The organism is Gordonia hankookensis (assembly GCF_014673215.1).
Classification (GTDB): domain Bacteria; phylum Actinomycetota; class Actinomycetes; order Mycobacteriales; family Mycobacteriaceae; genus Gordonia; species Gordonia hankookensis.
Genome location: NZ_JACWMS010000005.1, coordinates 27525 through 52233 on the forward strand (window position 1 = coordinate 27525; position 24709 = coordinate 52233).

The following is a 24709-nucleotide window of genomic DNA, read 5'->3' on the forward strand; positions in this document are numbered from 1 at the left end:
ACATGTACAGGTCGGATGACCCGGCCGGTGCGCGTGTGTCGATCGCGCGCCTGCGTCGCTGATGGGAGCACGAGAGCGCGTGTCGGCGCGGATTGTGGGTGAGACTACTGGATGGTCAACGGTATGGCCAGTAGTGTGCGGGAGGGATCGGGCGATCCGCGAATGTCGTTGGACCGGTTTATGTTCCGCCGGCGGCGGAGTTCCGCAGTTCGTCAGCCGCCGGTCTGAGGGGTCAGGCCTCTCGGGACCTCGTCGTGCAATCGACCGGCGATCTCATCGAGCATCTGGTCGACGTCGGCCTCGTCGCTACCGGGGTAGTCCGCCACGAATGTACGCAGTCGTTCGCGTTGGGCCTCGAGAAGACGATCGGCCTCGGCGGTTCCGGCGGGCGTGATCGTCACGGTCTCGTTGTCGATCGTCACCATTCCGCGTCTCGCCAAGTCGTCGGCCGTCTGTTTCACGATCGGCAATGGTGTGTCGGAGGCTTCGACCATCGCGGCGAAGTCCCGCGACGTCTCTTCCGAGACCCGGCTGACCATCCATGCTTCGCCCCTGGACAACGGGCTGCCGGCGGTCGCGACGACGATCTCCCAGATGCGCAGCCGGTCCTCTCGTGCGAGAGTGCGCCACACCTGCAGCCGGAGTTCTTCCAGAGATGTTCGCGCAGAGGGCATACCGAACGATTCGCTGGGCTCCGGAGTGCGGGTGACGGTGCGCAACTCGACCTCCGGCAGCAACCACGATAGAGCAAAGGCCAAGATGCCGATCGGCACCGCGACGAGGAACACGACCTGGAACGCATCGGTGAATCCGTCCAGGAACCATGACTGGACGGCCGGGGAGCAGGAGGGCAACGTCAGAGTCGATGCCTCCAGCACCTCGGCGGAACATCGACCGACCGCCGCGGGTGGGGCGCCGCTGGTCAGATGGGAATCGAGTTGGCTGTTGAAGACTGCTCCGAACACCGCGACGCCCACCGAGGCGCCGATGGTGCGGAAGAACGTCGCCCCGCTGGTGCCGGTTCCGAGGTCGCGGTACTCGACGGCGTTCTGTACGGCGAGCACCAGCACCTGCATGACCAGGCCGAGCCCCACGCCCAAGATGAAGAGATACACGCTCGTGAGGAGCTCGGAGGTGCTGCGGTCCATCGTGGACAACAGGTACAGGGCGACGGTGAAGATCGCGCACCCGATGATCGGATAGATCTTGTAACGGCCGTTTCGGCTGATGAGTTGGCCGCTGGCGATCGACGTGATGAGCAGCCCCAACATCATCGGAACCATCCGCAGTCCCGACGATGTCGCGGTCGCCCCCTGGACCGATTGCAGGAACAGCGGCAGGAACGTGATCGCTCCGAACATCGCGAAACCGACCACGAAGCCGATGGACGACGCGATCGCGAAGACCCGGTTGGTCAGTAGCCGGACCGGAAGGACCGGCTCGGGTACCCGTTGCTCCACGAGGACGAACGCGACGACGGCGACGACGGCGACGGCGGTGAGGCCGAGGATCCTCGGCGAGCCCCAGCCCCACAGTGAGCCGAAACTCGTTGCGAGCACCACGCAGGTCGCCACCAGGGCCAGCAGGAAGATCCCGGCGTAATCGATCTTGGCCTTGACATTCGCCGACGTCGACGGGAGGACCAGGATCACCGCGATCAGTGCCACGATGCCGATCGGCAGGTTGATGTAGAACACCCAGCGCCAGCTGAGGTTGTCGACGAAGAAGCCACCGAGGAGCGGGCCGGCGACGCTGGCCAGTCCGAACACGGCGCCGAAGAAGCCCTGATACCGCCCACGCTCCCGTGGTGGGACGACGTCGCCGATGATGGCCTGCGCCAGCACCATGAGTCCGCCTGCCCCGACTCCCTGGAGGGCGCGATATGCGATCAACTCGCCCATCGACTGAGCGGTGCCACAGAGCGCCGAGCCGACGAGGAAGAGCACCACACAACCGATGAACAAGTAGCGGCGACCGTAGAGGTCGCCGAGCTTTCCCCACAGTGGGGTCGTCGCGGTGGTCGCGAGCATGTAGGCCGTGACGACCCAGGTCAGATGCTCTGCGCCGCCGAGATCGTTGACGATCGTCGGTAGGGCGGTCGAGACGATCGTCTGATCGAGAGCTGCGAGCAGCATCGCGAGCATCAGTCCGCCGAAGATCGACCAGATCTTGCGTTGATCCAGTTCGCCGGCAGGAGATTCGCCCGATCCGGTTGTCGACGCGCGTCCATTCGTCATCAGCAGTCCTGTGGTCGTCGGCTCGTTGACATTTCCAGTGTGGCAAGAGAACAGGTCGGATGTGCGATTTCCGCTGTCACCCATGTGACAGATGTGTTGCGCGTGCCGCGTGATCGGTGGTGGTTGCCAGGTTTGCGATCCGATCCGAAGCCGGGTTCACTGCAGTGGTGATCATGACCCGACTTCGGGGAGTCGTGGCCGCGAGCGTGCTCGCCGCGTTGCTCGGTTCCGCTTTCGCCGCCGCTCCCGTCTCCGCTGCTCCGTCGAATCCACTGACATCCCATCGGACCGCCCCGGATGGGCGATGTGTGGTCGCGAAGGACGATCCCCAGGCCACTGTCGATGCGCTGCAACATCGGTGCACGAGCCGGCAGATCCTCGACCTGTTCGCCTCGGCGAAAGTGGGCGATGTGCCGACCGGGCGCAAGGCGATCGCGCTCCTGCCCGCGTTCCAGTTCGGCGGACGACTCCTGCCCTACGGCGTCGCTCGCACCATGACCACTGCGCAGAGCACACTCGGCGACTCCCTGACCTTCACGACCGGTCCCGGTGGCAGGCCGTGGGTGTACAAGAACTACATCTGGGGGCGCGACGCGGGTGGCCCGCTCACCCCGGGTCTCTCGAGGCTGGACCACAAGCCGGTCTGGACCGCCGACTTCTCGCGGGATTTCGCGGGTGTCCCGATCAGCATCCACGAGTACCGACAGCTCACCCCCGGGGTGTGGATCGGGCGTGACATCGGCGGCGGATCGTCGACGTCGGCGCGGCCGACCGGCGGGGCCATCGCCGTCAGCTGACCCGGCGGTCGATCAACCGAATGTGAGTCCGAGGTGTTCGGTCATCGACGTGCCGTCACCCACCGGACCGCGATAGCCGAGGTATCCGTCGGGGCGGACGATGAACACCGTGTCACCGTCGGGCCGGTAGGCCACGGCGAACCGTCCCTCGACGTCCCGGATGAGAGGTATTTCCGTGCTGGCCACCTGGGCCTCGGGGGACGCCACGAGGTACACGTCGAGGTGCCCGCGGGCCGCGCTGCCGGCGTCGGCGGCCAGCGCCTCGAACACCGCGACGTCGGCCGGACCGGCGGTGTCGCCCGCGTACAGGATCGCGGTGTGGTGGAGTCGTCCGAGGAGCGAGTAGAGGCGGATCGGGACGTTGACCACCTCCCGGGCGAGCCCCGCCGCATCCGGGGCGCGTTCGCCGGGTTGCGGCCCGGTGCCATCGGTCGGCGCGACCGCCACGATCGGACTGCCCGCATAGCTCAGCAGCAACTGCGCCTCGCGGCGCATGACGTGACCCGGGTCCGAAGAATCGGCGCCGATACCCTCACGTGCGCTGCGGACGGTGCGGCCGACGACTTCCTCGCCGATCGGCCGGCGTTCGGCGTCGTAGCTGTCCAGGAGACCGTCGGCGGCGGCACCGTCGAGCGCCAGCGCGAGCTTCCAGGCGAGGTTGTGGGCGTCCTGGATTCCGGTGTTCATCCCCTGTGCACCGGTGGGTGGGTGGATGTGCGCCGCATCGCCGGCAACGAACACCCGTCCCCGGGAGTAGGCGTCCACGATCCGGTGGCTGATCCGGAACACCGAGGACCATCGGAGGTCGGATACCGTCGCGGGTTCGGGTGAGAGGCGGTCGACGACGGCCTGGATGTGCGACAACTCCGGCGCACGGGTGCCCTCGAACCCGTGCGCCACACCGTCTGCCGACGACGAGGGGCCGGTCGACAACTCGTCGGGAACCAGCATCGACATGCGGTACCGTCCGCGACCGGGAAGCGGGATACAGACGAGTAGGTCGTCGGTGACGCCGTCGGTCTGGTGCATGGACCGGACGCTGTATCCGCGCGGCTGCGACCAATCCACCACCACGTCGCCGAGCATGTACTGCTCGTCGAAAGCCGCGCCCTCGAACGCGAGACCGAGGGTCTTGCGCACGATGCTGTGTGCACCGTCGGCTCCGACGAGAAACGAGACCCGGGTGGTCTCGTCGCCGCCGGGCCCGGTCAGCGTCGCAGTGACACCGTCGGTGTCCTGCGTGAAACCGGTGAGGCGAACGCCGCGTTCGATCCGGGTGTCCAGGGCGGTCAGCCGTTCCCGTAGCACCCGCTCGGTCTCGTACTGCGGAATCGAGTGGAACCGGAACGGGACGTCGGGCGGCAACGAGAGGTCGATGCGCATCGCCTCGGTGCCGTTGACATACACGATCTGCCCGCGCATCTCGGTGCCCGCGTCGAGGATCTCCCGCAGGACACCCATGCCCTCGAACACCTCGAGAGTGCGGGGCTGCACTCCCACGGCCTTGGCGTACTGCGGTGGTTCGAGCAGGGGGTCGACGATGCGGACCCGGACCCCGCGTCTGCGCAACTCGATCGCAGCCGTCAGCCCGATCGGTCCTGCGCCTGCGATGAGTACGTCGGTGTCGTTCATCTGTCCTGACCTCCGGGTGGTCGCAACGGCAGACCGATTATCGCCCGATCGCCTCTGCCGGCGGGCGGTTTGCCCCATCTGCGGCACACCCGACTCACGCCGGTCGAGCCTGCGGGGCGTTGTCCGACGACTTCGGTAGGGTCCTGCGAGTGAAATCGAGCTCAGCTGTGAAGTCCGTGAACACCCGCCTCGCCGAGGAGTTGTCGGTCGGGGAGGAGCAGGTCGCCGCCGCGGTGCGGCTGCTCGATGACGGCTCGACGGTGCCGTTCATCGCCCGTTACCGCAAGGAGGTCACCGGCAGCCTCGACGACGCCCAGCTACGGACGCTCGACGAGCGTCTGCGCTATCTGCGCGAACTCGACGAACGACGAGACGCCGTGCTCGCGTCGATCGACGAACAGGGCAAGCTCACCGACGAACTCCGGTCCGCGCTGTCGGCCGCCGAGACCAAGGCCCGGGTGGAGGACATCTACCTCCCGTACAAGCCGAAACGCCGGACGAAGGCACAGATCGCTCGCGAAGCGGGCCTCGAGCCACTCGCCGACAGGCTGCTGGCGGATCCGTCCACGGTTCCCGACGATGCGGCGGCGGAATTCGTCGGCGACGGTGTCGCCGACGCGACGGCCGCGCTCGACGGTGCCCGCCAGATCCTCGTCGAGCGCGCATCCGAAGACGCCGAACTGGTCGGCGCGATCCGCGAGCGGTTCTGGGCCGACGGCTCGATGCGCACCGCCGCGCGGTCCGAGACCGCCGCGACATCGTCCGGGGCCCAGAAGTTCCGGGACTACTTCGATTTCGCCGAGCCGCTGGACTCGATGCCGTCGCATCGGGTGCTCGCGGTCCTGCGTGGCGAGAAAGAAGATGCGCTCACGCTCACGCTCGACGGCGGCGAGGATGACGTCTACCAGGCGATGGTCGCGGCGACGCTGGGTATCGACGCGTCGGATCCGGGACCGGCGACGCCGTGGCTGGTGGGCACCGCCCGGTGGGCCTGGCGGACCAAGCTGATGGTGTCGGCATCCATCGAGGCACGGGTCCGGCTGCGCCAGCGTGCGGAGGCCGACGCCGTCACGGTGTTCGCGACAAATCTGAAGGATCTCCTGTTGGCCGCGCCCGCGGGTACCCGGCCGACGCTCGGTCTGGATCCGGGCTTCCGCACGGGGGTCAAGGTGGCGGTGGTCGACGCCACCGGAAAGGTTCTCGACACCTGTGCCATCTATCCCCATCAACCTCAGAAGCAGTGGGACCAGGCCAAGGCAACGCTCGCCGCACTCGTCGCGCGGCACGGCGTGGAACTGGTGGCGATCGGCAATGGCACCGCCTCACGTGAAACCGACGCGCTGGCAACCGAACTGATCGACGACATCCGGAAGGCGGGCGCGCAGGCGCCGGCCAAGGCGATCGTCAGCGAGGCCGGTGCGTCGGTGTACTCGGCGTCGGAGTACGCGTCGCACGAGCTGCCTCAGCTCGATGTGTCGCTGCGCGGCGCGGTGTCCATCGCGCGCCGCCTGCAGGACCCACTCGCAGAGTTGGTGAAGATCGATCCCAAGTCGATCGGCGTCGGGCAGTATCAGCACGACGTCACCCCGGGCACCCTCGCCCGCAGTCTCGACGCCGTGGTGGAAGACGCCGTGAACGCGGTGGGTGTCGACCTGAACACGGCGTCGGTGCCACTGCTGTCGCGGGTGTCGGGTGTGACCCCCACGCTGGCCACGGCGATCGTCGCGCATCGCGACAGCGTCGGCCCGTTCCGTAGCCGATCCGGATTGCTCGACGTATCGCGCCTGGGGCCCAAGGCATTCGAACAATGTGCCGGGTTCCTTCGGATCCGGGACGGCGACGACCCGCTGGACTCATCGGGCGTGCACCCCGAGTCGTACCCGGTGGTCAGGCGCATTCTGGATCGCTCCGGCCTCGCGATCGCCGAACTCATCGGCGACGAGCGCGCGATACGCGGTCTGCGCCCGGCCGACTTCGCAGACGAGCGCTTCGGCCTCCCGACCGTGACGGACATCCTCGCCGAACTCGAGAAGCCGGGGCGTGATCCACGTCCCGCGTTCGCCACCGCGACGTTCGCCGCGGGTGTGGAGAAGGTCGCACACCTCGAACCGGGCATGGTGCTCGAAGGTGTGGTCACCAACGTCGCGGCGTTCGGCGCCTTTGTCGACGTCGGAGTCCATCAGGACGGTTTGGTCCACGTCTCCGCGATGTCGGATCGGTTCGTGTCGGATCCGCACGAGGTGGTCCGCTCGGGGCAGGTGGTGCGGGTCAAGGTCATCGAGGTCGACGTCGATCGCCAACGAATCGGTCTGAGCCTGCGGCTCGACGACGAGGCTCGCGGGAGCGGCCGCGCCAAGCAGGCGAAGGCCGGCGGTGGTGATCGCAAACCCGACCGCGGCGGACAGCACGGGGGCCGGCGCGAAGGAGAGCAAGGCGGGCGGCGCGAGAACAGGGCACAGAAAAACGGTCGCCGCGACAACTCCGGTCGCGCACAGCGTAATCAGCCGAGCGGGTCGATGGCAGATGCGCTGCGCGACGCCGGATTCGGTCGCTAGCCCGAACCCGTGCTTCAGGGGCGCGCCCCGGGCACCCGGCCGAGGTCGGTCTTCAGGAGCATCACGTTGTAGTCGCTCCAGCGCGATGCATTGAAGTACAGATCTGGGGAATTTCCCTGTAGCGCAGGGGAGTCGGGCAGCATCATCGGGCCGTACAGCACGACGGCGCCCGAGGGGACGATGGTCCGGGGTGCGCTCCACGGGCCCTGGGGATGGTCGGCGGTGCGGAGACGGATGTCGTTCTGGCCGTCGAGCATCACGTACTTCTTCAGGTATGGGCTCCAGGCCACCGAGAGTTCCGTCACGGGAGCGGGTACGACGATCGCCGATCCGTCGTCGGGAATCTGGGCGATGTCGTCGACCCATCCGCGGGCGGCCCCGGCCCAGTACTGGTAACGGTCGAGGGTGAGGATGTCCTCGGGCGCGAACCTGGCGAGGAAGGCGGCGCCGAATCTGCCGTTGGGCGTGCCGAACTGATAGATGTAGCGGTTCTCGTCGGTCGAATCCGGCCGACCGCGGACGTACGCGCCCTGCTGGAACTTGCCGTTGTTGTACTCGACCGGGGCGAGGTTTCCGGGCAGTGCGAGCGAGACCGGTGCATTGATCAGGATGGTGCTCTGATCGGTGGTCCAGGTCTGCCCGTTGTCGTCGGAATAGGCGACCGCGGAGAAGTTGGTGACCCAGTTTCCGGCGGTTCCCCACGAGCGCACCGACATGTAGTTGATGTACTGGCGGAACCCACCCGCGCGCGGTAGCGCGATCGCGGCGGTCGGGATGGTGGTGACCTCGACGTTGCTGATGCCGAGCGCCGGGATGAGTTGCTGCGCGAAGTTCGGCTGCCCTGGCGCGATGACCGACCCCGACGACGTATTGCCGGCCACTCCGTCTGGGACGCGGATGCCATCGGTCAGCTGATTGTCGTCAGTGCGAAGGAGCACATTGTGGCGCCATTGCTGGCCGGAGACGTTGCAGTCCCCGAACGTGTCGCCGAACGCCATCAGTGTCTGTCCGCGCCCGTTGTCCCAGCTGATTCCGAGGTCGGTGCCGCTGATGCCGAAACGACTGAACGTGCGGTTGCTGCTGAGTGGTCCGGTCACCCACCCGATGGTGCGGGTGCTGGATCCGATGAACGGGATGAGGGGACGTTGTGGACCGATGTTCGGAATATCCGAACTCCCCGATGACCCGCTCGAGCCGAGGGAACCGCTGGAGCCCAGCGAACCGCTCGAACCAAGCGAACCGTTGCCGAAAAGACTCGATCCGAAACCGCCGTTGCCGCACGGGGCCGCGTCGGCGGTGCCTGCGCCATGGGTCATCGCCAGAATCGATGCCGAGGCGGCCAGGGCTCCGACGAGGGCGACCCGGGCGGCCTGCGTGAGGCGTCGCCGCACGTATACCTCCAGAGGTGATGGATGTCACCAATGTGACTGATGAGGTAATTGTGACGTATGTGATTCAGGATCACGGCACGAGCCGGTCACGATCGGGTATCGCCTCGGCGAGGCCGCCGGGATCAGACGTCGCCGGTCACGGCCGCGCGAAGGGCGACCAGATCGCGCTCCACGGCTGCGCAGTCTGCTGCGAACTCGTCGTCGGTGAGGTCGCGTTGCCGGACCGTGAAGACCACCTCGGAGCCATCCGGATGACCGATGACCCGCAACGGGTTGGCGACGACCATGCCATCGGGCAGGGTCACGTCGTGATCGAGGATCCCATACGGATTCGGCGGGGCGAACCGCACGATCACCTCGCCCATCGGAGATGCGGCGACCAGCGCATCACCGTCGCGACGAACGCCTGCGGCCAGGCCCGCCGCCCAGGTGGGGAGATTCTCCGGATCTGCCGCGAAGGCATAGACGTCCGCGGCCGACGCCGGTATGACGACGGACATGTGCCGACTCTCCATCTCGGTCATGGGCCAGAGCCTAGCGCCGGATTACTGTGAGTTCATGCCCATCCTGAACAAGGACATGACGGTGTGCATCTCACTTGCCGGTCGCCCATCCAACATCGGCACGCGATTTCACAATCATCTCTACGACGAACTGGGTCTCGACTACATCTACAAGGCGTTCAGCACCGACGACATCGAGGGTGCCATCCGGGGTGTGCGTGCCCTCGGCATCCGCGGCTGCTCGGTGTCGATGCCGTTCAAAGAGGCCGTCATCCCGCTCGTCGACGTGATGGAGGAATCCGCGTCGGCGATCGAATCGGTCAACACCATCGTCAACGATGCCGGCACACTCACCGCCTCGAACACCGACTACGAGGCAGTCGCGACGCTCCTCGCCGAACATGGCCTCGACCCGCGCGCGACAGTGGCCGTCCGTGGATCGGGCGGCATGGCCAAGGCAGTGGTCGCAGCGTTTCGGGGGGCCGGATTCGACGATGTCACGGTGATCGCTCGCAACGCAGGCGCCGGCGCGGCACTGGCCGCGAGGTATGGGTACGCCTACACCGCGGACGAACCCCGGTCGGGAACCTCCGTGCTGGTGAACGTGACGCCGCTGGGAATGCATGGCGCGGACGAGGACGCGCTGTCGTTCGGCGGGGATCGGATCGCGGCGGCCGACGTGGTGTTCGACGTGGTCGCCTTCCCCTCGGACACGCCCCTGATCCGACGGGCCCGCGCGGAGGGCAAGCGAGTCATCACCGGGGCCGAGGTGATCGCCCTGCAGGCCGCCCGCCAGTTCGAGCGCTACACGGGGGTGAGCCTCACCAGGGAACAGGTCGTGCGGGCCTCGGAGTTCTCCCGCGCGGTATAGGTCGCGAAACGCTCGTCAGCTGTCGAGCACGGCTCCGATACGTGCCTCGAGGCCGGCGATCCCGCTGATGTCGATACCGAAGGTGTCGACGAGCAGGTCGAGCACATCGTGGGTCGTTGCGAGCGCGCGTTTCTCGCCCGAACCGTCCGGACGGTGGATTGCGAGATCGCGGCCACGAAGATTCCACCGCGCGTCGTCGACGATCTTGCACGCGGACAATCCGGTGCAGAAGTGCGAGCCCGGGTGCGTTGACGCGAACCAACTGCCCACCACGCTGTCGATCTCGGGCCGGGGGCGCGGACCGAACAGGTACAGAGGTTGCCAACGTCCACCGACCATCGATTCCATCGTGCGGAACCGGTCGTCGGGCCCGGCGCTGATGCGGAACGGCTCGAGATCGGTGTTCTGAGTTTCGTCCATCGTGAACCGCAAGGGTGCGGTTGGTGTCTGGCCTCCGAAGCCGACGTCCACGAGGAACCGCTGTGGATCACCGGGGATCTCGACGGCGAGGAGCTGATGTGTCTCCGCGGGTAGCGGGCCGGGCTCCTTCATCCACACGACGCGCCCCGCGAGCGGATCGACCCGATAGCCGAGGGCGTCGAGAACGTGCCGGAACAGACCGTTGTGCTCATAGCAGAACCCGCCCCGGCGCCGCCGGACGAGTTTGTCCTGAAGGCTTTCTGCGTCGAGTCGTTCGACTGCGGTTCCGGTCAGCGGGTCGAGGTTCTCGAACGGGATCCGACGAACATGGGCTGATACCAGACCCGCCAGGGTCGGAAGTGAGGGAGTTCGGTCACCGGAATACGCGATACGTCGAAGATATGCATCGACGTCGACCTCGACGGAAGTGCTCATGGCACCATCGTCGCATCGCGCGTTCATGACGAGTGCGGAGATCGCGGACGACGTGGGGTCCATTCGTCTGGCACACTTGTGGGTGCCGACGTGATGCATTGCTTTTAGCTGGTCGTGACTCTCGTACCGCGCCCCTTCACGGACCGACCCTCCGTGGCGCCAAGGCTCCGAGCAGAAAGCAACGAGGCGCATCGTGTCGAACTCGAACAGTCCCACCCTTGCCCGCAACCGATTCGTCAGTTCGTACTCGGATCTGGTGGCCGAGGTGCGCGACACCGGTCTCCTCGAACGTCGGCGCACCTACTACGTCATACGGATCGCCGCCACGATCGCCGCCTTCGTCGCGGTCTGGGCGGGCGTCGTGATGATCGGGGATTCGTGGTGGCAGCTGGCACTCGCAGCGGCGCTGGCCGTGATCAGCACGCAGTTCGGCTTCCTCGGACACGACGGAGCACACCGCCAGATGTTCGCATCGGCGTCGGCCAACGAGTGGACCGCCCGGATCGTCGCAGGTGCGTTCGCCGGTTTGTCGCTGCACTGGTGGCGGGCCAAGCACAACCGACATCACAAGGCGCCCAATCAGATCGGTGTCGATCCGGACATCGAACCCGGACCGATCGCGTTCGTGCCTGCCGACGCGGAGGGCCGCGCCGGCATCAGCGGCTGGTTCACGCGGCACCAGGGATGGCTCTTCTTCCCGCTGGTGACACTCGAGGGTGTCGCTCTACACATCTCCAGTATCCAGGGGCTGATCGGGCGCGCGCCGGTGGCGCATCGCGCGCTGGAACTCGCCTTGATCGTGGGCCGGCTGTTGTTCGGTATGGTCCTGCCGCTGGTGCTGATGCCGTTGCCGATCGCGGTCGCATTCATCGTCGTCCACCTGGCCCTGTTCGGCTTACTGCTCGGCGGCTCCTTCGCGCCCAATCACAAAGGGATGCCGTTGGTACCCAAGGACATGCGGGTGGACTTCCTGCGGCGCCAGGTGCTGATGTCGCGCAACATCCGGGGTGGCCGATTCACCGATTTCATGATGGGCGGGCTCAACTACCAGATCGAGCACCATCTGTTCCCGAGTATGCCGCGGCCGAACCTGGCCAAGGTGCAGCCGCTGGTTCGCGCCCACTGCGCGCGTCACGGGGTGACCTATACGGAGACGTCGCTCGTGGGTTCCTATGCGATCGTCCTCCGTTATCTGAACCAGGTGGGCCTCGGTGAGCGTGACCCGTTCACGTGTCCGCTCGTCCAGACGTACCGCTGATCGCGGCGGTCGGCATCTCAGTCGAACAGTCGCCGGAACAGGTTGGTCTCCGCCAGGTCGACGAGTTCATCGCCGCGACCGGACATCACGGTGCGCAAGGCGTACAGGGTGAAGCCCTTGGCCTGTGCTGCGGTCACCGTCGGAGGGATCGAGAGTTCCTGCCGGGCGGTCACGACATCCAGCAAGGCAGGTCCGTCGTGCTCGAGGAACGCGCGGACCGCGCCGGTCAGATCGTCCGGCTGCTCGACCCGACGTCCGAAGATGCCCACCGCGGAGGCGAGTTCGGCGAAGTTCGGATTGTCGAGCTGTGTCCCGTAGTTCACGAAACCGGCGGCTTTCATCTCCACCTCGACGAAGTTGAGTGACGAGTTGTTGAACACCACGATCTTCACGGGCAGCTTGTTCTGGGTGATCGTCAGCAACTCGCCGAGCAGCATGGTGAGCCCGCCGTCGCCGGCGAGCGCGATGACCTGACGCCCCGGGTACGCCGACTGCGCACCGACTGCCTGCGACACCGCATTGGCCATGCTGCCGTGCGAGAACGACCCGATGAGTCGGCGTCGGCCGTTCATCCTCAGATATCGCGCGGCCCACACCACCGGTGACCCGACGTCGGGGATGAAGACCGCGTCGTCACTCGCCAGGTCGCTGATCAGCCGGGCCAGGTACTGAGGATGGATCGGCTGCCGGTTGCGGTCGTTATCGGCGAGTTCGTCGAGGCTCTCGCGAGCCTTCACATAGTGGCGGCGCGCCGATCGGAGGTGGTCGGAACCACGGTTGCGGTCGATCAACGGTGCCAACCGGGGGATGGTGTCGGCGACACTGCCCACCAGGCCGAGATCGACCGGGGTGCGCCGACCGATCTGCTCGCCGCGGATGTCGACCTGGATGATGGTGGCCTTGGACGGATAGAACTGCTGGTAAGGGAAATCGGTCCCCAGCATCAGCAGGGCATCACATTTCTCGATGGCCCGATAGCCCGAGGAGAAGCCCAGCAGTCCGGTCATCCCGACGTCGTACGGATTGTCGTACTCGACGAACTCCTTGCCGCGTAGCGCGTGGACGATCGGCGCCTGCAACGCCCCGGCCAGCTCGACCACCTCGTCGTGCGCCCCGGCGACGCCCGCTCCGGCCAGGATGGTCACCGCTTGCGCCTTGTTGAGAATGCCTGCGGCAGCGGTCAACCCGTCGTCGGTGGGTGCGACGACCCGGTCGACTCGGCGGATCGGCGCTCCCGCACGGCGATTCGTGCCCTTCGCCAAGAAGATCTCGCCCGGGATCACCAGCACGGCGACGTCGCTGGTCTCGACGGCGGTTCGCATCGCGATGTCGAGCAGACGCGGCAACTGCTCAGGAGTGCTGACCATCTCACAGAATGCGCTGCACTCGACGAACAGCCGCTCCGGATGGGTCTCCTGAAAATACGTGCTGCCGATTTCGGGTGCCGGGATGTGTGCCGCGATCGCGAGTACCGGCACCCGATTGCGGTGGGCGTCGAACAACCCGTTGATGAGATGGAGATTGCCGGGGCCGCAACTACCCGCACAGACCGCCAGATCGCCGGTCAGGGCTGCGTCGGCGGCTGCCGCGAAGGCCGCACCCTCCTCGTGGCGTGCGTGCTGCCAGGAGATGGTGCCGTCGCGGCGTAGGGCGTCGGTGAAACCGTTGAGCGAATCGCCCGGAATGCCGTACACGCGGCTGACCCCGGAGTTCTTCAACGACTCGATGATGTTGTCCGCCAAGGTTGTTGCCATGGGCTTGTCCTTTCGGCAGGGAGCGCGACGATGGTCGGTCGTTCTCTCTCGGCCCCCGTCTACGCCCCCTCGGCCGATGCTACCCGAGCAATTCGGGGGTGTCGGGCACATGACGTGAGTACCGTGGACGGTCAGTGATCGTGACGTCTCGCCGCACAGGAACCGAGCACATCCCCCAGGTGCGTGATCTGCGGTCCGCGACCTAACGGGTCCCGTCCGCCGAGAGTGCAGACGGGCCGAACACCTCCGCGCCCAGGGCTTGCACCCGCCGGCGGAGCTCACGATCGGCGGTCACCACGATCCGTCGCCGATCGGGGTGTTCGGCGACGAACTCGACGATGCGGTCGTCCCCGGAGCCCGATGCCGGGACCGTGGTCACCGTGGCCGACGACGCCACCTGCCGCGCCTGCCCTTCCACGATCATCACCACCGCGACCGGGCCGTCGACCTGGGACATCCCGGTGGCGGCGAGCCCCGACAGCCGGTCGCGAAGCCGTTCGGTCGCTCCGCGCCGGTCACGCCACCAGCCATCGGGGACCGATCCGACGACGTTGGCCGCATCGACGATGATCACCGGGATCCCAGGGGTGGCCGAGTTCATGGTTCCATCAAGCCACACCGCACGCCCTCAGACGAGGGAGACACCATGGCAGAACCGATTCTCCGGGTCGAGCGCAGCCTTGATCGCGGCCAGCCGCCGCCGATTGGCCTCGCTGAACGCGCTCGTGGAGCGTTCCGACTTCTCCTCGCCCTCCAGAAAGTTCAAGTAGGCCGCACCGGTCACGAACGGAGCCAACGCCTCCCGGGTGAGGCGCAACGCGGATTCGACGGCCAGCGCGAGCTGCGGGTCGGGCACGATCGAGGCGAGCTCCAGCAGGAATGTGCCGTCGCGTCCTCGGTCGTTCGGCGAGGCCGCCGCCCCGCGTGACACGGCGCCACCGGCGTGGCGGATCTCGGCGAACAGGATCAGCGGCATCGCACCGGGGCTCGGGAGCACCCGGGACGCGAGGATGTCGGCGGCCTCGCCGGTCAGTTCGTCCATCCATTCGGTCGTCACCATCGCGGGTACGGGATCGGTCGGGTCCATGCTGATCGCGTCCGCTGCGGTGAACGGCATCTCTGCCCACATGTCGACCTCGGGCGTCTTCCAGTTCCGCCATTCGTCGATCACGGACCTGCCGAGGTCCAGGTCGCCTGACCAGCAACCGCGGATCATGGTGAAACTCTTGCCGCGGAAGGGTTCCGGCACGATGTCGAGAGGCGGGAAGTTCATCAGCGTCACCGCCGACGTCAGATCCTCGGACTGATCCGGGGCCCACTCGGAGAATCTCCGCATGATCTCCGGGGCATCCTCGGCAGAGTAGAGCAGATTGCCTGCGTAGACCGTCGTGACCGGGAACAGGTCGATCACCACATCCGTGACCACTCCGATGCTGCCTGCGCCACCTCCCTTGAGGGCCCAGAAGATGTCGGGATGGCTGGTGGCGCTGACCCGCAGCGGATTGCCGTCGGGGGTCACCAGGTCGAACGATCGCACGGCATCCGAGGCGAGTCCGTACTTGCGTCCGAGCCAGCCGAAGCCACCACCGAGGGTGTAGCCGACCACCCCGACGTCGGTGGTCGACCCGAGAAGCGGGGCGAGGCCGTGACGCTGTGCCTGCTCGAGCGCAGGGGCCCATTTGGCACCGGCGCCGACCGTGGCGGTTCGTGCGATGGGATCGATGCTCACGTCGGTCATCTCGGAGGTGTTGATCAGCAATGCACCGTCGGCCGACGGTCCGGGGCCGTGACCCGTCGCCTGGATCGCGACGCGCAGTCCCTCGGCGGCCGCGAAGCGGACCGCTTCGGCGACGTCGAAGCGGTTGGACGGCACGGCGATCACGGCGGGCCGATGATCCGACAACAGGTTGAAACCGCAGCGTGCGGCGTCGTAGCCGGCGTCGTCGGGGCCGTGCACGGCGCCGGAGATGCGGTCGGCCAGGTCGGCGAGCACCGACGTACGGGCGCGAACGGTCAGGTCCGAATCACCGGTGGGGGACGGGGAGGTGGTCTGGATCGTCATGGATGGTTCCTCACTGTGTGCCGGCGTCGCCGGCGCGGGTCGGGGGTCCGGTGTACCGGATGTGAAGAACTCTCGTCGCAGGCGCTTGAAGGTCACTTGGAACCGACTTGGATCTGGGTCGAGTGTGCGCAATTGCCCGCTCAGCGGCGCGTCTCAGTGCGGTGTCGGTGTCTGTGCCGGTTCAGCGAGGTGACGACGTGTAGCCGTGGTCGGCGGCGAAGGCGTCGATCCGGGTGACCAGGGCGGTCGCCTCCTGAGTGGCGGCGACTCGGCGTGCCTCACGGAGCATGTCCTGGACCGCGCCCGCCGGGTGATCGGCGGCGTGCTGATACTCGGCGCACACCAGGAGCCGATGCGCGTCCGGATAGCGCTGTCCGGTGGTTCGGGCGAAGTTCTCGGCCTGCTCGAGAAGAGCCGGGACGCGGTCCAGCGTGCCTGCTGCGACGAGTGCCTCTGCATGCAGGGCGAACCAGAGTCCGAGCCCGGTACGCTGCCCCCGGGCAGTCGGCGCCAGCCGTTCGATGCGATCGAGGGCCTCTTCGGGATCATCACCGAGGGCGCGCGACCACCAGTACAGCCGCTCGCCGCCGTGCCGCAGATACTCGAGCGCGCTGTGGGTCGGGGCGGAGAGCAGTCGCTCACCGGCGTCGCGCGCCCAGTCCACGTCGCCTGCAAGGGCAGCAGCTGTCACCGCGAAGATCGCGGTCCCGAGATAGGTCGTCGGTTCGTCGGGAACGGTGTCTATCTCCTCGAACACGATGCGTCCGGCCCGTGCGTCGACGTGCAGCGTCGTGGACAGTGCGCGGAAGCCCCGCGCGATCATCATCTGGTCGCTCTGCAGGCCGTCGACGCCGATGTCGATCGGTGCGTACTCCTCGAGTATCCGAAACGCGTCGCCGATGTTCCCGCGATCGAACAGATCGATGCCCGCGGCCTGCATCCCGAGGTGCCGGACGACCTGATCGTCCGACTGCCGCGCCCGGGTGCGCAGGTCGTCGGCGATTCGACCTGCCTTACGGATGTCGGCTAGCTGGGAGTGCGCGGCGAAGCGCGCGTAGTCGAGGTGGGTGAGCAGTGCGGCGTTTCCGGATGCCTCGCCGAGCTCGCGTGCGCGCCGGAGGAGTTCGGCATCCGCGGCGAAGTAGCCGTTGCGGGCGACATCGGTGGCGAGCAGGGTGGTGATGGCGTCGAGTTCCAGTTCGTGCTCGCCGGCCGCCCGGGCGAGACCCGCAGCGTCGCCAAGTTGTTGCTCCGCGGTGTCGAAACTGAAGCTGCGCAGTGCAATTCGCGCGGCCGCAAGCAGGGCTCGAGCAGTCCGGACACGATCAGCCAGCGGCCCTGCCGCCCACAGGTGGCCGGCGAGCCGGGCTGCTTGGCCGCCGGTCTCGAGTTCGTCGGCGACCGACAGGTTGAGCCGGTAGGCCCGGGTGGTCGGGATGTCGTCGACGATCGTCTCGCGGATCAGGTCGTGGTCGAAGGTGACGACGAACGGATCGGCCGGGTCGACATCGACCACACCTGCGACGACGGCCAGGTCGAGCGCTTCGAGCGTCATGTCCACGGTCCGGTCGGCGGCCGCGGCGAGAAGCGTGATGTCCACCCGTCTGCCGATCACGGCGGCCAGATCAAGGATGTCGGTGGTGGACGCGGGCAACGGCCGCAGACGTTCCCGGACGACGTCTCGAACCCCGGCGGGCACCGCGCCGTTGCCGATGGTTCCGCGGTCGGCGAGGATACGTGACAGTTCCCGCACGAAGAAGGCGTTGCCACCGGTCCGTGTCGCGATGGAGGCCACCGTGCCGGCCGCAGGCCACTCCCGGGTCTCGCGGCGGACCATCTCCGAGATGTCGTCGTCGGACAACGGTCCGACCTCGATCCTGCGGTGCTCCGACAGCCGGGCGAGCGTGGCGAGCGCATTGGTGACCGCGGGCCGCCGCGGTACGGAGCGGACCGACGCGAAGAAGGTGACTCCGGGCGCGCGCCGAGCAGCCATGTGGGCGAAGAGTTCGAGCGACGCGCTGTCAGCCCATTGGAGGTCGTCGAGGACGATGATCAACAAGTGCGACCGCGCGACACCCTCGAGTAGGTCGGCGGCCTGATCGTAGAAGCGGAATCTGGCTGTTGCGTCGGGCATCTCACGTGGCGGGGGTATCACGGTCGCGCCCTGGGTGACCATTCGGCCGAGGTCACTGTCGAGAAGCTCCGCGCGCTGCGCGTCGTGGAGTTCGGGGAGAACGGCACCGAGTACCTGCACCCACGGCCACATCGACGGTGCCGCGCCGTCTTCGGTGCAGCGTCCCCAGAGCACGGTGAGGTCGGCGGCCGCGGCCGCCCGCCCGGCGGCGGCGTCGAGCAGCGCGGTCTTGCCTGCGCCCGGCTCGCCTTCCACTACGACGATTCCACCTGGACCGTGCAGTGACCCGAGGACCGCCCGATGGAGTACTGCCAGTTCGTCGACGCGCCCGATCAGGCTCTCGGGAAGTGCGGTGTCGCGCCGTTGGGCAGGCTCGGCATGGTGCTCGGGGGCTGTGTGCTCGGGGGCACGGGCCGCGGCACCGTGCTGGGGGGCCGACGGCGTGGCCGACACGGGGACCGTGGTGGGTGGATCCAGTGACGGGGCGTGATCGAGGATGTCGCGTTCGAGAGCTCGCAGCGCCGGTCCGGGATCCACACCGACCTCGTCTGCGAGGATCCGGCGCGCATCGGCAAGTGCCGCCAGTGCATCGGATTGACGGCCGAGCCGGTAGTGGGCGGTGGCCAGCAGCACCCGCAGACCCTCGTCGAGGGGGGAGCGCAGGACCGCCTGCTCGAGGTCGGTGACGAGGGACCTGTGCTCACCGAGCGAGAGCCGGACGTCGTAAGAGAACTTCTGTGCCTCCTCGATCGTACGGTCGAGATGGGCAGCCGCGTCATCGCGAAAGGGCAGCCCCTCCAACTCCGGTAGCAGCGGACGGTACTGCGCGAGCGCCGTCTGCAGGACTTCTGCGGCGGCCGCGGATTCGGCCCGACGATGGAGAGCGTGTGCGTGCGCGATCCGGCCGGTGAGTTGTCGGACGTCGACGTCCTCGGTGTCGGCGACGAGGGCATATCCGGGGCCGCGGGTCACCAGCACCATCGACGGGGTGCGCGGCCTGCGGTCCGGCTCGAGAGCCTTGCGCAACCCGGAGATGTACGCCTGCACAGAGACTTCCGCACGGTCGGGAGCCGCCGAGCCCCAGATGCCGTCGATGAGTCGATCCGTGCTGACCGGGTCGCCGTCGGCGAGAATCAGCTGCGCCAGGACCGCCCGCTGCTTGCGCGTGCCGAGTTCGACGGTCTCGGAATCGATCTGCGCGCCGAGGCCGCCCAGTACCGAATACGTGAGCCGGGCCATCAGCGAGAGTCTAAACCGGATCACGGCATGCCGCCCCGGATCGACAGGGTGCGGGGTTAGCCTGGTGACGTGGCCGTCTCTCTGGAAATGATCACCGTCGACACGACCGATCCGGTTCCGCTGGCGAACTGGTGGTCCGAGCAGATCGGAGGCTCGATTCTCGCCGAGAACGAAGGATTCTTCGTGATGGTCTCGGCGGGCGTCGGCAAGCCTCTGCTGGCGTTTCAGAAGGTCGATGACCCCACACCGGGAAAGAACCGGCTTCACCTCGACATGTCCACCGACGACCTCGCCGCCGAGGTGGATCGGTTGGTCGCCGCCGGCGCCACGAAGGTCGCAGAACGCGCGATGCCCGGCTTGGAGTGGGTGACCCTCGCCGACCCGGACGGCAACCAGTTCTGCGTGTCCGGTGCGCGGACCGCGTCCGAATCGTGATCGGCGAGGCCCGGTCGACATGGGATTCACCCGTGAGGAATTGCTCGCCTGTCGTGGGGTCACGGTTCCGGATCTGATCGGCGACGATTGCCGGATGCTGTTCGTCGGCATCAACCCGGGACTGTGGACAGCGGCGGTGGGGGCACACTTCGCCCGCCCGGGCAACCGGTTCTATCCGGCTCTCTACCGCGCGGGCATCGTCGACCGGCTTGTCGATGCGTCGGGAGGTATGTCCGACGCCGATCGAAACCTGCTGTGCAGCAGTGGAATCGGGATCACCAATGTGGTGGAACGGGCGACCGCGACGGCCGCGGAGTTGTCCACAGACGAGTTGCGTGCCGGTGGCGAGCGCCTGCGTGCCACCGTGCGCAGGGTGGCGCCTGCGGTCGTCGCCGTCGCGGGGATCACCGCGTACCGGTCGGCGTTCGGTCTGCGCCGTGCGGTCGCCGGGCGCCAGGCACAGACGTGGGATGGTGTGGCCGTGTGGGTGGTGCCGAACCCGAGCGGACTGAACGCCCACGAGACGGTCGACTCGCTGGCGACGGCGTACGCGCGTGCCGCCCGGGAAGCCGGCGTACTCGACTGAGGGGCGACTCACACGTCGGTGGATGCGATGACACGCCGGCGGACCGACAACAACTCGACTTCGGGTCGGCCCGCGGCACAGCGTTCGACCTCGTCGAGGACGTCCATCACGTGAGTGCGGTCCGGCGCCACCACGGACACACCGATCACCGCGCGACGGTGGGCGTCGAGATGTCCTACCTCTGCTGCCGACACGGAGAACCGCCTGCGGATCTCCGCGACGATCGGTCGCACGATGGACCGCTTGTGCTTCAGCGAGTGCACATCACCGAGGAGGTAATCGAACTCCGCAAAACCGATCCACATCGTCGGACCATACTACCGACGGAGACGAAGATCTCCCGACCGGCGACCACGCCTCGGATAGATCCTCTGTGCCAGCGCTTTTTTCAAGGCGACCGCGCGGTCTCGCGCGTCCTCGGGAAAGCCGCCTGCGGTCGGGCGGTCGGGTATCGTCTCCGTCCCGGAGACGACGGTCCAGCGTGAACCCGCGGCAACCAGCGATTCGTGTTTGGTCGCGTAATAATCGGGGCGGGTGACCACCGCGACGCCTGGGTCGCCTGCGGCTGCCGCGACCAGGTGCGGGTGGAATCTGGTGCTGATCCAGGCATCGCCCCGCCCGACCGTCAGGCCTTTGCGCCACACGTCGATGAACGGCACCGTGGTGGCGCCGTCGAGTCGGTCGCCGAGTCTGGTCGGTACCTCCAGGTCACCTCCTGGAATGCCCTCGACCACGGTGATCGCCTCGGCGGGGACCTGCCAGGCGTCGAGGGTGGCGCGGATGAATCGGGTCAATGCATCGACGCCGGTGGACCCGAATGCCCCGAAGTCGTCGGTGAGATCGGATTGCAGACACAGCGTCACACCCTCCGGGTGGCGGGGCGGCCGTGTCGGGTCGTCGACGTCGGAGACCGTGTCAGGATCGTCGACGTCGGTGACCGTGTGGGTGCCGTCGCCCTCGCCGACGGCCAGCCAGGCATCGTCGCCGGTGTGGCGCCGGGCCCCGATCCCCGACAATGCCTGCGCCGACGCCTCGTCCCGGACGTCGAACACGGTGAACGCCCCGATGGCATCGGTCAGCACCGACCACGCCGGCTCGTCGAGCAGAGGTATCAGCCCCTGCCCCGTGGCGTAGGAGGGTACACCCGTCATCCTGGTGAGTTCGGCGATGGCGGCGACGAGCGAGACATGGTGCGGCCAGACCTGATTGACGTAACCTCCGCCCAGGAGGTGGACCGACGACGCACGGCGGAACACGTCCACACCTTCGGCGAGGCGGGGGGCGGGCCCGAACGTCGTGGCGGCCTGGGCGACCCACGTCCAGGGCGTCGTCGGATCGGGGCCATCGGTTCGCGTGGTGTCGGCGGCGTATTCGGCCAACTGCCACAGGGTGTCGACGAAGACCGCCCCGGGATGTACGCCTCGCAGCAGCAACGAGGTCTGCCCCGGGCTGTGGCAGTCGAGGACGACCAGTGCGTGCGGGCGTGCCCGGGCCAGGTACTGCAACCACGCGAGTGCGATCAGCTCGTCGCCGTAATTCGGGTGTCCGGACGGCGCGATGAGATAGATGATCTCGTCGTCACCGTCCTCGTTGCCGGCTCCGATGCGGAAGCGGGCGCGGAGGGCCGAGGGAAGACCGGGCATCTGCACTCAGGGGATGTTACCCACCGACATCGTCGGCGCAGCCGGAGTGCGTCAGTGATCGCCGCCCAGCAGCGCTGCCACGTGGTCCGGGACGTACTTGGACAGCGATCGCGGTGGCCGGCGGTAATTGCCGGAGTCGATGGGTTTCTTGGGGAGTTCGACCTTGTGCAGGGGAACGTCCTCATAGTCGATCGTCGACAGCAGGTGCGAGATCATGTTGAGGCGGGCGTGCTTCTTGACGTCGGATTCGACGACATACCAGGGGCTCAGCGCGGTGTCGGTGTGCACCATCATCTCGTCCTTGGCCCGGGAGTAGTCCTCCCAGCGGTAGACCGCCTCGAGGTCCATCGGACTGAGTTTCCACTGGCGGACCGGGTCGTTGAGGCGCGAGCGGAATCGCTTGAGCTGCTCCTCGTCGGAGACCGAGAACCAATACTTGCGCAACAGGATTCCGTCGTCGATCAGCATCTGTTCGAAGATCGGGGTCTGGCGCAGGAATCGAGTGTGTTCGGCCGGGGTGCAGAACCCCATCACCTTCTCCACGCCTGCGCGGTTGTACCACGAGCGATCGAACAGGACGATCTCTCCCGGCGCGGGCAGCTGTGCCACGTAGCGCTGGTAGTACCACTGTCCGCGTTCGCGATCGGTGGGCGCGGGCAATGCGGCCACGCGGCTGACCCGGGGGCTGAGGTACTCGGTGATCCGCTTGATGGTGCCACCCTTGCCTGCGGCGTCGCGACCCTCGAAGATCACCACGACGCGGGCGCCGGTGCTCCGAACCCATTCCTGGAGCGTGACCAGCTCGGTCTGCAGGCGGAAGAGTTCGGCTTCGTAGACCTTGTTGGGGATCTTCGCGGGACGTTCGTGTTCTTTCGCCTTCTTCGCCATGGATGGAGCTTAACGGTGGTTCGGCGGCGCCACCCCGCAGATCAACCGACCCGCGGGTGGCGCGCGCTCGGGCGGCGTTCGGGGCGTTGTGAATCGGTCAGGCGGGTAACAGATCTCCGACCGCCGCGATCTCGTCGGCGAGTTCGGCCACCGAGGTGTCGATGCGTGCCCTGGAGAAGTCGTTGATGTCGAGACCCTCGACGATCTCCCATCGCCCGTCGACTGCCCTGACGGGAAACGAACAGACGAGTCCCGGCGGTACGCCGTAGACGCCGGGTGACGGGAGCGCCGCCGATGTCCAGTCGCCTTCGGGCGTGCCGAACACCCAGTCGTGTACATGGTCGATGGCGGCGTTGGCGGCCGACGCCGCCGACGAGGCGCCCCTGGTGTCGATGATCGCGGTGCCACGTCTCGCCACGGTCGGGATGAAATCGTCGACGAGCCAGGCACGGTCTTCGGCGATCTCGGCACCGCTGCGATCACCGACGCGAGCGTGGAAGATGTCGGGATACTGCGATGCCGAATGATTGCCCCACACCGAGACCCGGCTGATCTCCCGAACCGGGCATGCCGTGTGATGCGAGAGCTGGGCGATGGCGCGGTTGTGATCGAGGCGGGTCAGGGCGGTGAACCGGTCGGAGGGAATGTCCGGTGCGTGCGCGGAGGCGATCGCGGCGTTGGTGTTGGCCGGGTTGCCCACCACGATGACCCGGAGGTCATCGGCGGCAACGTCGTTGAGCACCGCACCCTGCTCGGCGAAGATCGCTGCGTTGGCCGCGAGGAGGTCGGCCCGCTCCATACCCTTGCCGCGCGGGCGGGCGCCGATCAGGAGCGCGTGGTCGGCGCCGTCGAAGGCCGCCCGCGCATCGTCGAAGATGTCCACCGACGTCAGCAGCTCGAACGCGCCGTCGTCGAGTTCCATCGCGGTACCGACCGCGGCAGGCAACGACCCAGGTAGTTCGAGCAAGCGGAGCCGAACCGGTTGATGGTGCCCGAGCATGGCGCCCGCGGCGATCCGGAACAGTGCGGCGTAACCGATGTTTCCCGCGGCGCCGGTGACGGTCACCACGGCGGGAGGGGTCGTTGGCATGAGCACCTTCGCGGGTCGGCGGTGTTGAGGGAAGGAAAGGTGTTGAGGGAAGGAGGGGCAGGCAGGCAGGGAGGAATGAGCGTGGGGGCGGCTCAGCGGGGGAGAGCGGATTGTTCGACGAGCGCCACGGTCTGCCGGGGGCTCGAGAGGACGAGCACCGGGCCGAACGCTCGCCAGGTCAGCGGCACCGAGGTGAAGGTCTTCAGCCACTGATCGGCTCCCGAGCGTGGTCCGGGGCAGGCCATTCGGGTCGACACGAGGGTGTGGATCCGAACCTGATCACTCGAGATGGTCGCGGTTCCCAGGTGTCGGTTGCAGCCTGCGCTGAGTGATATCCGATCCGGGCGTTCGAGATGCACGGTCATCGGGCCGCCACCCGGGATGACGCCGCCGAGGACCGCAACCGACGAGTACGACTTGCCGACGAGCGCGCCGGGCAGGGTCTGGGGGAGCGGGCGGGGCATCGGCGCGGGTGCGGGTGCGGCCGACGCGGCGGCGATTCCGAACGCGGACAGCATCGACGTCAGCAGCACGCTGGTGAGCAGTAGCATCACGGCCCGACGGGCACGGATCGGACGAGGTCGCGCCGAACCACCGATTCCGGGGTTCGGCCCGCGTCGTGGGGTGGGATGATCGATCGGATTCATGGCCACTTCTCCTGGGACGGGGTCCGTCATCCAAACCTAGCCGAGTGATCGGACCGGCGGTATGCGACTCGTGGGTGATGTGCCGATGATCGCGGGACCCTCGTCGCGCACCGCAGGTGGTTCAGCACGGTG

At 67.3% G+C, this 24709-nt stretch carries 20 protein-coding genes; 6 read left to right on the plus strand and 14 right to left on the minus strand.

Going from position 1 to position 24709, the window contains the following annotated elements; translation table 11 throughout:
• Positions 1-212: 212 nt before the first annotated feature.
• Entirely contained in the window at positions 213-2237 is a 2025-nt protein-coding gene (locus IDF66_RS20640) for an MDR family MFS transporter (protein ID WP_190268420.1), read from the minus strand.
• Positions 2238-2410: 173 nt separating this feature from the next.
• Between IDF66_RS20640 and IDF66_RS20645 the strand changes: the two genes are divergently transcribed.
• Positions 2411-3034 carry a hypothetical protein gene (locus IDF66_RS20645; RefSeq protein ID WP_223309946.1) on the plus strand — a complete coding sequence of 208 codons (624 nt, stop codon included), beginning with the start codon at positions 2411-2413 and terminating at the stop codon, positions 3032-3034.
• 12 nt (positions 3035-3046) lie between these two features.
• Here IDF66_RS20645 and IDF66_RS20650 read toward each other — a convergent pair whose 3' ends face one another.
• Positions 3047-4666, minus strand: a complete 1620-nt coding sequence (locus IDF66_RS20650; protein ID WP_190268421.1) for an FAD-dependent monooxygenase — start codon at positions 4664-4666, stop codon at positions 3047-3049.
• A 149-nt stretch (positions 4667-4815) separates the two neighbouring features.
• On the opposite strand from IDF66_RS20650, the gene IDF66_RS20655 reads away from it, so the two are divergent.
• Positions 4816-7221, plus strand: a complete 2406-nt coding sequence (locus tag IDF66_RS20655; RefSeq protein WP_190268422.1) for a Tex family protein — start codon at positions 4816-4818, stop codon at positions 7219-7221.
• A 14-nt stretch (positions 7222-7235) separates the two neighbouring features.
• Here the strand turns inward: IDF66_RS20655 and IDF66_RS20660 are convergent, their stop codons facing one another.
• Together IDF66_RS20660 and IDF66_RS20665 are read right to left on the minus strand one after the other, a co-directional pair.
• Positions 7236-8612, minus strand: coding sequence for a DUF4185 domain-containing protein (locus IDF66_RS20660; RefSeq protein ID WP_190268423.1), 1377 nt, complete (start codon positions 8610-8612; stop codon positions 7236-7238).
• Positions 8613-8734: 122 nt separating this feature from the next.
• Positions 8735-9136: an SRPBCC family protein gene (locus IDF66_RS20665; protein ID WP_164307852.1), complete on the minus strand. Its 402-nt coding sequence runs from the start codon at positions 9134-9136 to the stop codon at positions 8735-8737.
• 34 nt (positions 9137-9170) lie between these two features.
• Between IDF66_RS20665 and IDF66_RS20670 the strand changes: the two genes are divergently transcribed.
• A complete protein-coding gene (locus tag IDF66_RS20670) occupies positions 9171-9986 on the plus strand; it encodes a shikimate 5-dehydrogenase (RefSeq protein ID WP_190268424.1) in 816 nt (271 codons plus the stop codon).
• 15 nt (positions 9987-10001) lie between these two features.
• Here IDF66_RS20670 and IDF66_RS20675 read toward each other — a convergent pair whose 3' ends face one another.
• Entirely contained in the window at positions 10002-10841 is an 840-nt protein-coding gene (locus tag IDF66_RS20675; RefSeq protein WP_190268425.1) for an arylamine N-acetyltransferase family protein, read from the minus strand.
• Between the two features lie 193 nt (positions 10842-11034).
• On the opposite strand from IDF66_RS20675, the gene IDF66_RS20680 reads away from it, so the two are divergent.
• Positions 11035-12099, plus strand: coding sequence for a fatty acid desaturase family protein (locus IDF66_RS20680; protein ID WP_190268426.1), 1065 nt, complete (start codon positions 11035-11037; stop codon positions 12097-12099).
• Positions 12100-12116: 17 nt separating this feature from the next.
• Here IDF66_RS20680 and poxB read toward each other — a convergent pair whose 3' ends face one another.
• The 4 genes from poxB to IDF66_RS20700 form a co-directional block, all read right to left on the minus strand.
• Positions 12117-13853 (minus strand): ubiquinone-dependent pyruvate dehydrogenase, encoded by a 1737-nt coding sequence (gene poxB, locus IDF66_RS20685; protein ID WP_190268427.1) that lies wholly within the window; start codon positions 13851-13853, stop codon positions 12117-12119.
• 202 nt (positions 13854-14055) lie between these two features.
• A complete protein-coding gene (locus IDF66_RS20690; RefSeq protein WP_190268428.1) occupies positions 14056-14454 on the minus strand; it encodes a PIN domain-containing protein in 399 nt (132 codons plus the stop codon).
• Positions 14455-14481: 27 nt separating this feature from the next.
• A complete protein-coding gene (locus IDF66_RS20695; RefSeq protein WP_190268429.1) occupies positions 14482-15915 on the minus strand; it encodes an FAD-binding oxidoreductase in 1434 nt (477 codons plus the stop codon).
• Positions 15916-16096: 181 nt separating this feature from the next.
• Positions 16097-19288: a BTAD domain-containing putative transcriptional regulator gene (locus tag IDF66_RS20700; RefSeq protein ID WP_190268430.1), complete on the minus strand. Its 3192-nt coding sequence runs from the start codon at positions 19286-19288 to the stop codon at positions 16097-16099.
• 69 nt (positions 19289-19357) lie between these two features.
• Between IDF66_RS20700 and IDF66_RS20705 the strand changes: the two genes are divergently transcribed.
• Positions 19358-19723 (plus strand): VOC family protein, encoded by a 366-nt coding sequence (locus IDF66_RS20705; RefSeq protein WP_190268431.1) that lies wholly within the window; start codon positions 19358-19360, stop codon positions 19721-19723.
• Between the two features lie 19 nt (positions 19724-19742).
• Positions 19743-20309, plus strand: coding sequence for a mismatch-specific DNA-glycosylase (locus tag IDF66_RS20710; RefSeq protein WP_190268432.1), 567 nt, complete (start codon positions 19743-19745; stop codon positions 20307-20309).
• A gap of 8 nt (positions 20310-20317) precedes the next feature.
• On the opposite strand, the gene IDF66_RS20715 is transcribed toward IDF66_RS20710, so the two are convergent.
• The 5 genes from IDF66_RS20715 to IDF66_RS20735 form a co-directional block, all read right to left on the minus strand.
• Positions 20318-20614 carry a DUF503 domain-containing protein gene (locus tag IDF66_RS20715; RefSeq protein WP_164307842.1) on the minus strand — a complete coding sequence of 99 codons (297 nt, stop codon included), beginning with the start codon at positions 20612-20614 and terminating at the stop codon, positions 20318-20320.
• Positions 20615-20626: 12 nt separating this feature from the next.
• A complete protein-coding gene (locus tag IDF66_RS20720) occupies positions 20627-21952 on the minus strand; it encodes a polysaccharide pyruvyl transferase family protein (protein ID WP_190268433.1) in 1326 nt (441 codons plus the stop codon).
• 51 nt (positions 21953-22003) lie between these two features.
• Entirely contained in the window at positions 22004-22840 is an 837-nt protein-coding gene (gene ppk2 / locus IDF66_RS20725; protein WP_164307840.1) for a polyphosphate kinase 2, read from the minus strand.
• Positions 22841-22937: 97 nt separating this feature from the next.
• The gene (locus tag IDF66_RS20730; RefSeq protein ID WP_190268434.1) at positions 22938-23930 is read right to left on the minus strand and encodes a malate dehydrogenase; all 993 of its coding nucleotides are present in this window, start codon (positions 23928-23930) and stop codon (positions 22938-22940) included.
• 92 nt (positions 23931-24022) lie between these two features.
• Complete coding sequence (locus IDF66_RS20735; protein WP_190268435.1) at positions 24023-24577, minus strand: META domain-containing protein; 555 nt, start codon at positions 24575-24577, stop codon at positions 24023-24025.
• Positions 24578-24709: the final 132 nt, after the last annotated feature.

What these genes read in the sequence shown, in the direction of transcription:
- IDF66_RS20690 (WP_190268428.1), bottom strand. Translation starts at nt 14,454, where the DNA reads ATGAACTCGGCCACCCCTGGGATCCCGGTGATCATCGTCGATGCGGCC.
- IDF66_RS20670 (WP_190268424.1), top strand. Translation starts at nt 9,171, where the DNA reads ATGCCCATCCTGAACAAGGACATGACGGTGTGCATCTCACTTGCCGGT.
- IDF66_RS20640 (WP_190268420.1), bottom strand. Translation starts at nt 2,237, where the DNA reads ATGACGAATGGACGCGCGTCGACAACCGGATCGGGCGAATCTCCTGCC.
- IDF66_RS20695 (WP_190268429.1), bottom strand. Translation starts at nt 15,915, where the DNA reads ATGACGATCCAGACCACCTCCCCGTCCCCCACCGGTGATTCGGACCTG.
- ppk2 (WP_164307840.1), bottom strand. Translation starts at nt 22,840, where the DNA reads ATGGCGAAGAAGGCGAAAGAACACGAACGTCCCGCGAAGATCCCCAAC.
- IDF66_RS20675 (WP_190268425.1), bottom strand. Translation starts at nt 10,841, where the DNA reads ATGAGCACTTCCGTCGAGGTCGACGTCGATGCATATCTTCGACGTATC.
- IDF66_RS20710 (WP_190268432.1), top strand. Translation starts at nt 19,743, where the DNA reads ATGGGATTCACCCGTGAGGAATTGCTCGCCTGTCGTGGGGTCACGGTT.
- IDF66_RS20735 (WP_190268435.1), bottom strand. Translation starts at nt 24,577, where the DNA reads ATGAATCCGATCGATCATCCCACCCCACGACGCGGGCCGAACCCCGGA.
- poxB (WP_190268427.1), bottom strand. Translation starts at nt 13,853, where the DNA reads ATGGCAACAACCTTGGCGGACAACATCATCGAGTCGTTGAAGAACTCC.
- IDF66_RS20715 (WP_164307842.1), bottom strand. Translation starts at nt 20,614, where the DNA reads ATGTGGATCGGTTTTGCGGAGTTCGATTACCTCCTCGGTGATGTGCAC.
- IDF66_RS20645 (WP_223309946.1), top strand. Translation starts at nt 2,411, where the DNA reads ATGACCCGACTTCGGGGAGTCGTGGCCGCGAGCGTGCTCGCCGCGTTG.
- IDF66_RS20700 (WP_190268430.1), bottom strand. Translation starts at nt 19,288, where the DNA reads ATGGCCCGGCTCACGTATTCGGTACTGGGCGGCCTCGGCGCGCAGATC.
- IDF66_RS20665 (WP_164307852.1), bottom strand. Translation starts at nt 9,136, where the DNA reads ATGACCGAGATGGAGAGTCGGCACATGTCCGTCGTCATACCGGCGTCG.
- IDF66_RS20650 (WP_190268421.1), bottom strand. Translation starts at nt 4,666, where the DNA reads ATGAACGACACCGACGTACTCATCGCAGGCGCAGGACCGATCGGGCTG.
- IDF66_RS20730 (WP_190268434.1), bottom strand. Translation starts at nt 23,930, where the DNA reads ATGCCAACGACCCCTCCCGCCGTGGTGACCGTCACCGGCGCCGCGGGA.
- IDF66_RS20720 (WP_190268433.1), bottom strand. Translation starts at nt 21,952, where the DNA reads ATGCCCGGTCTTCCCTCGGCCCTCCGCGCCCGCTTCCGCATCGGAGCC.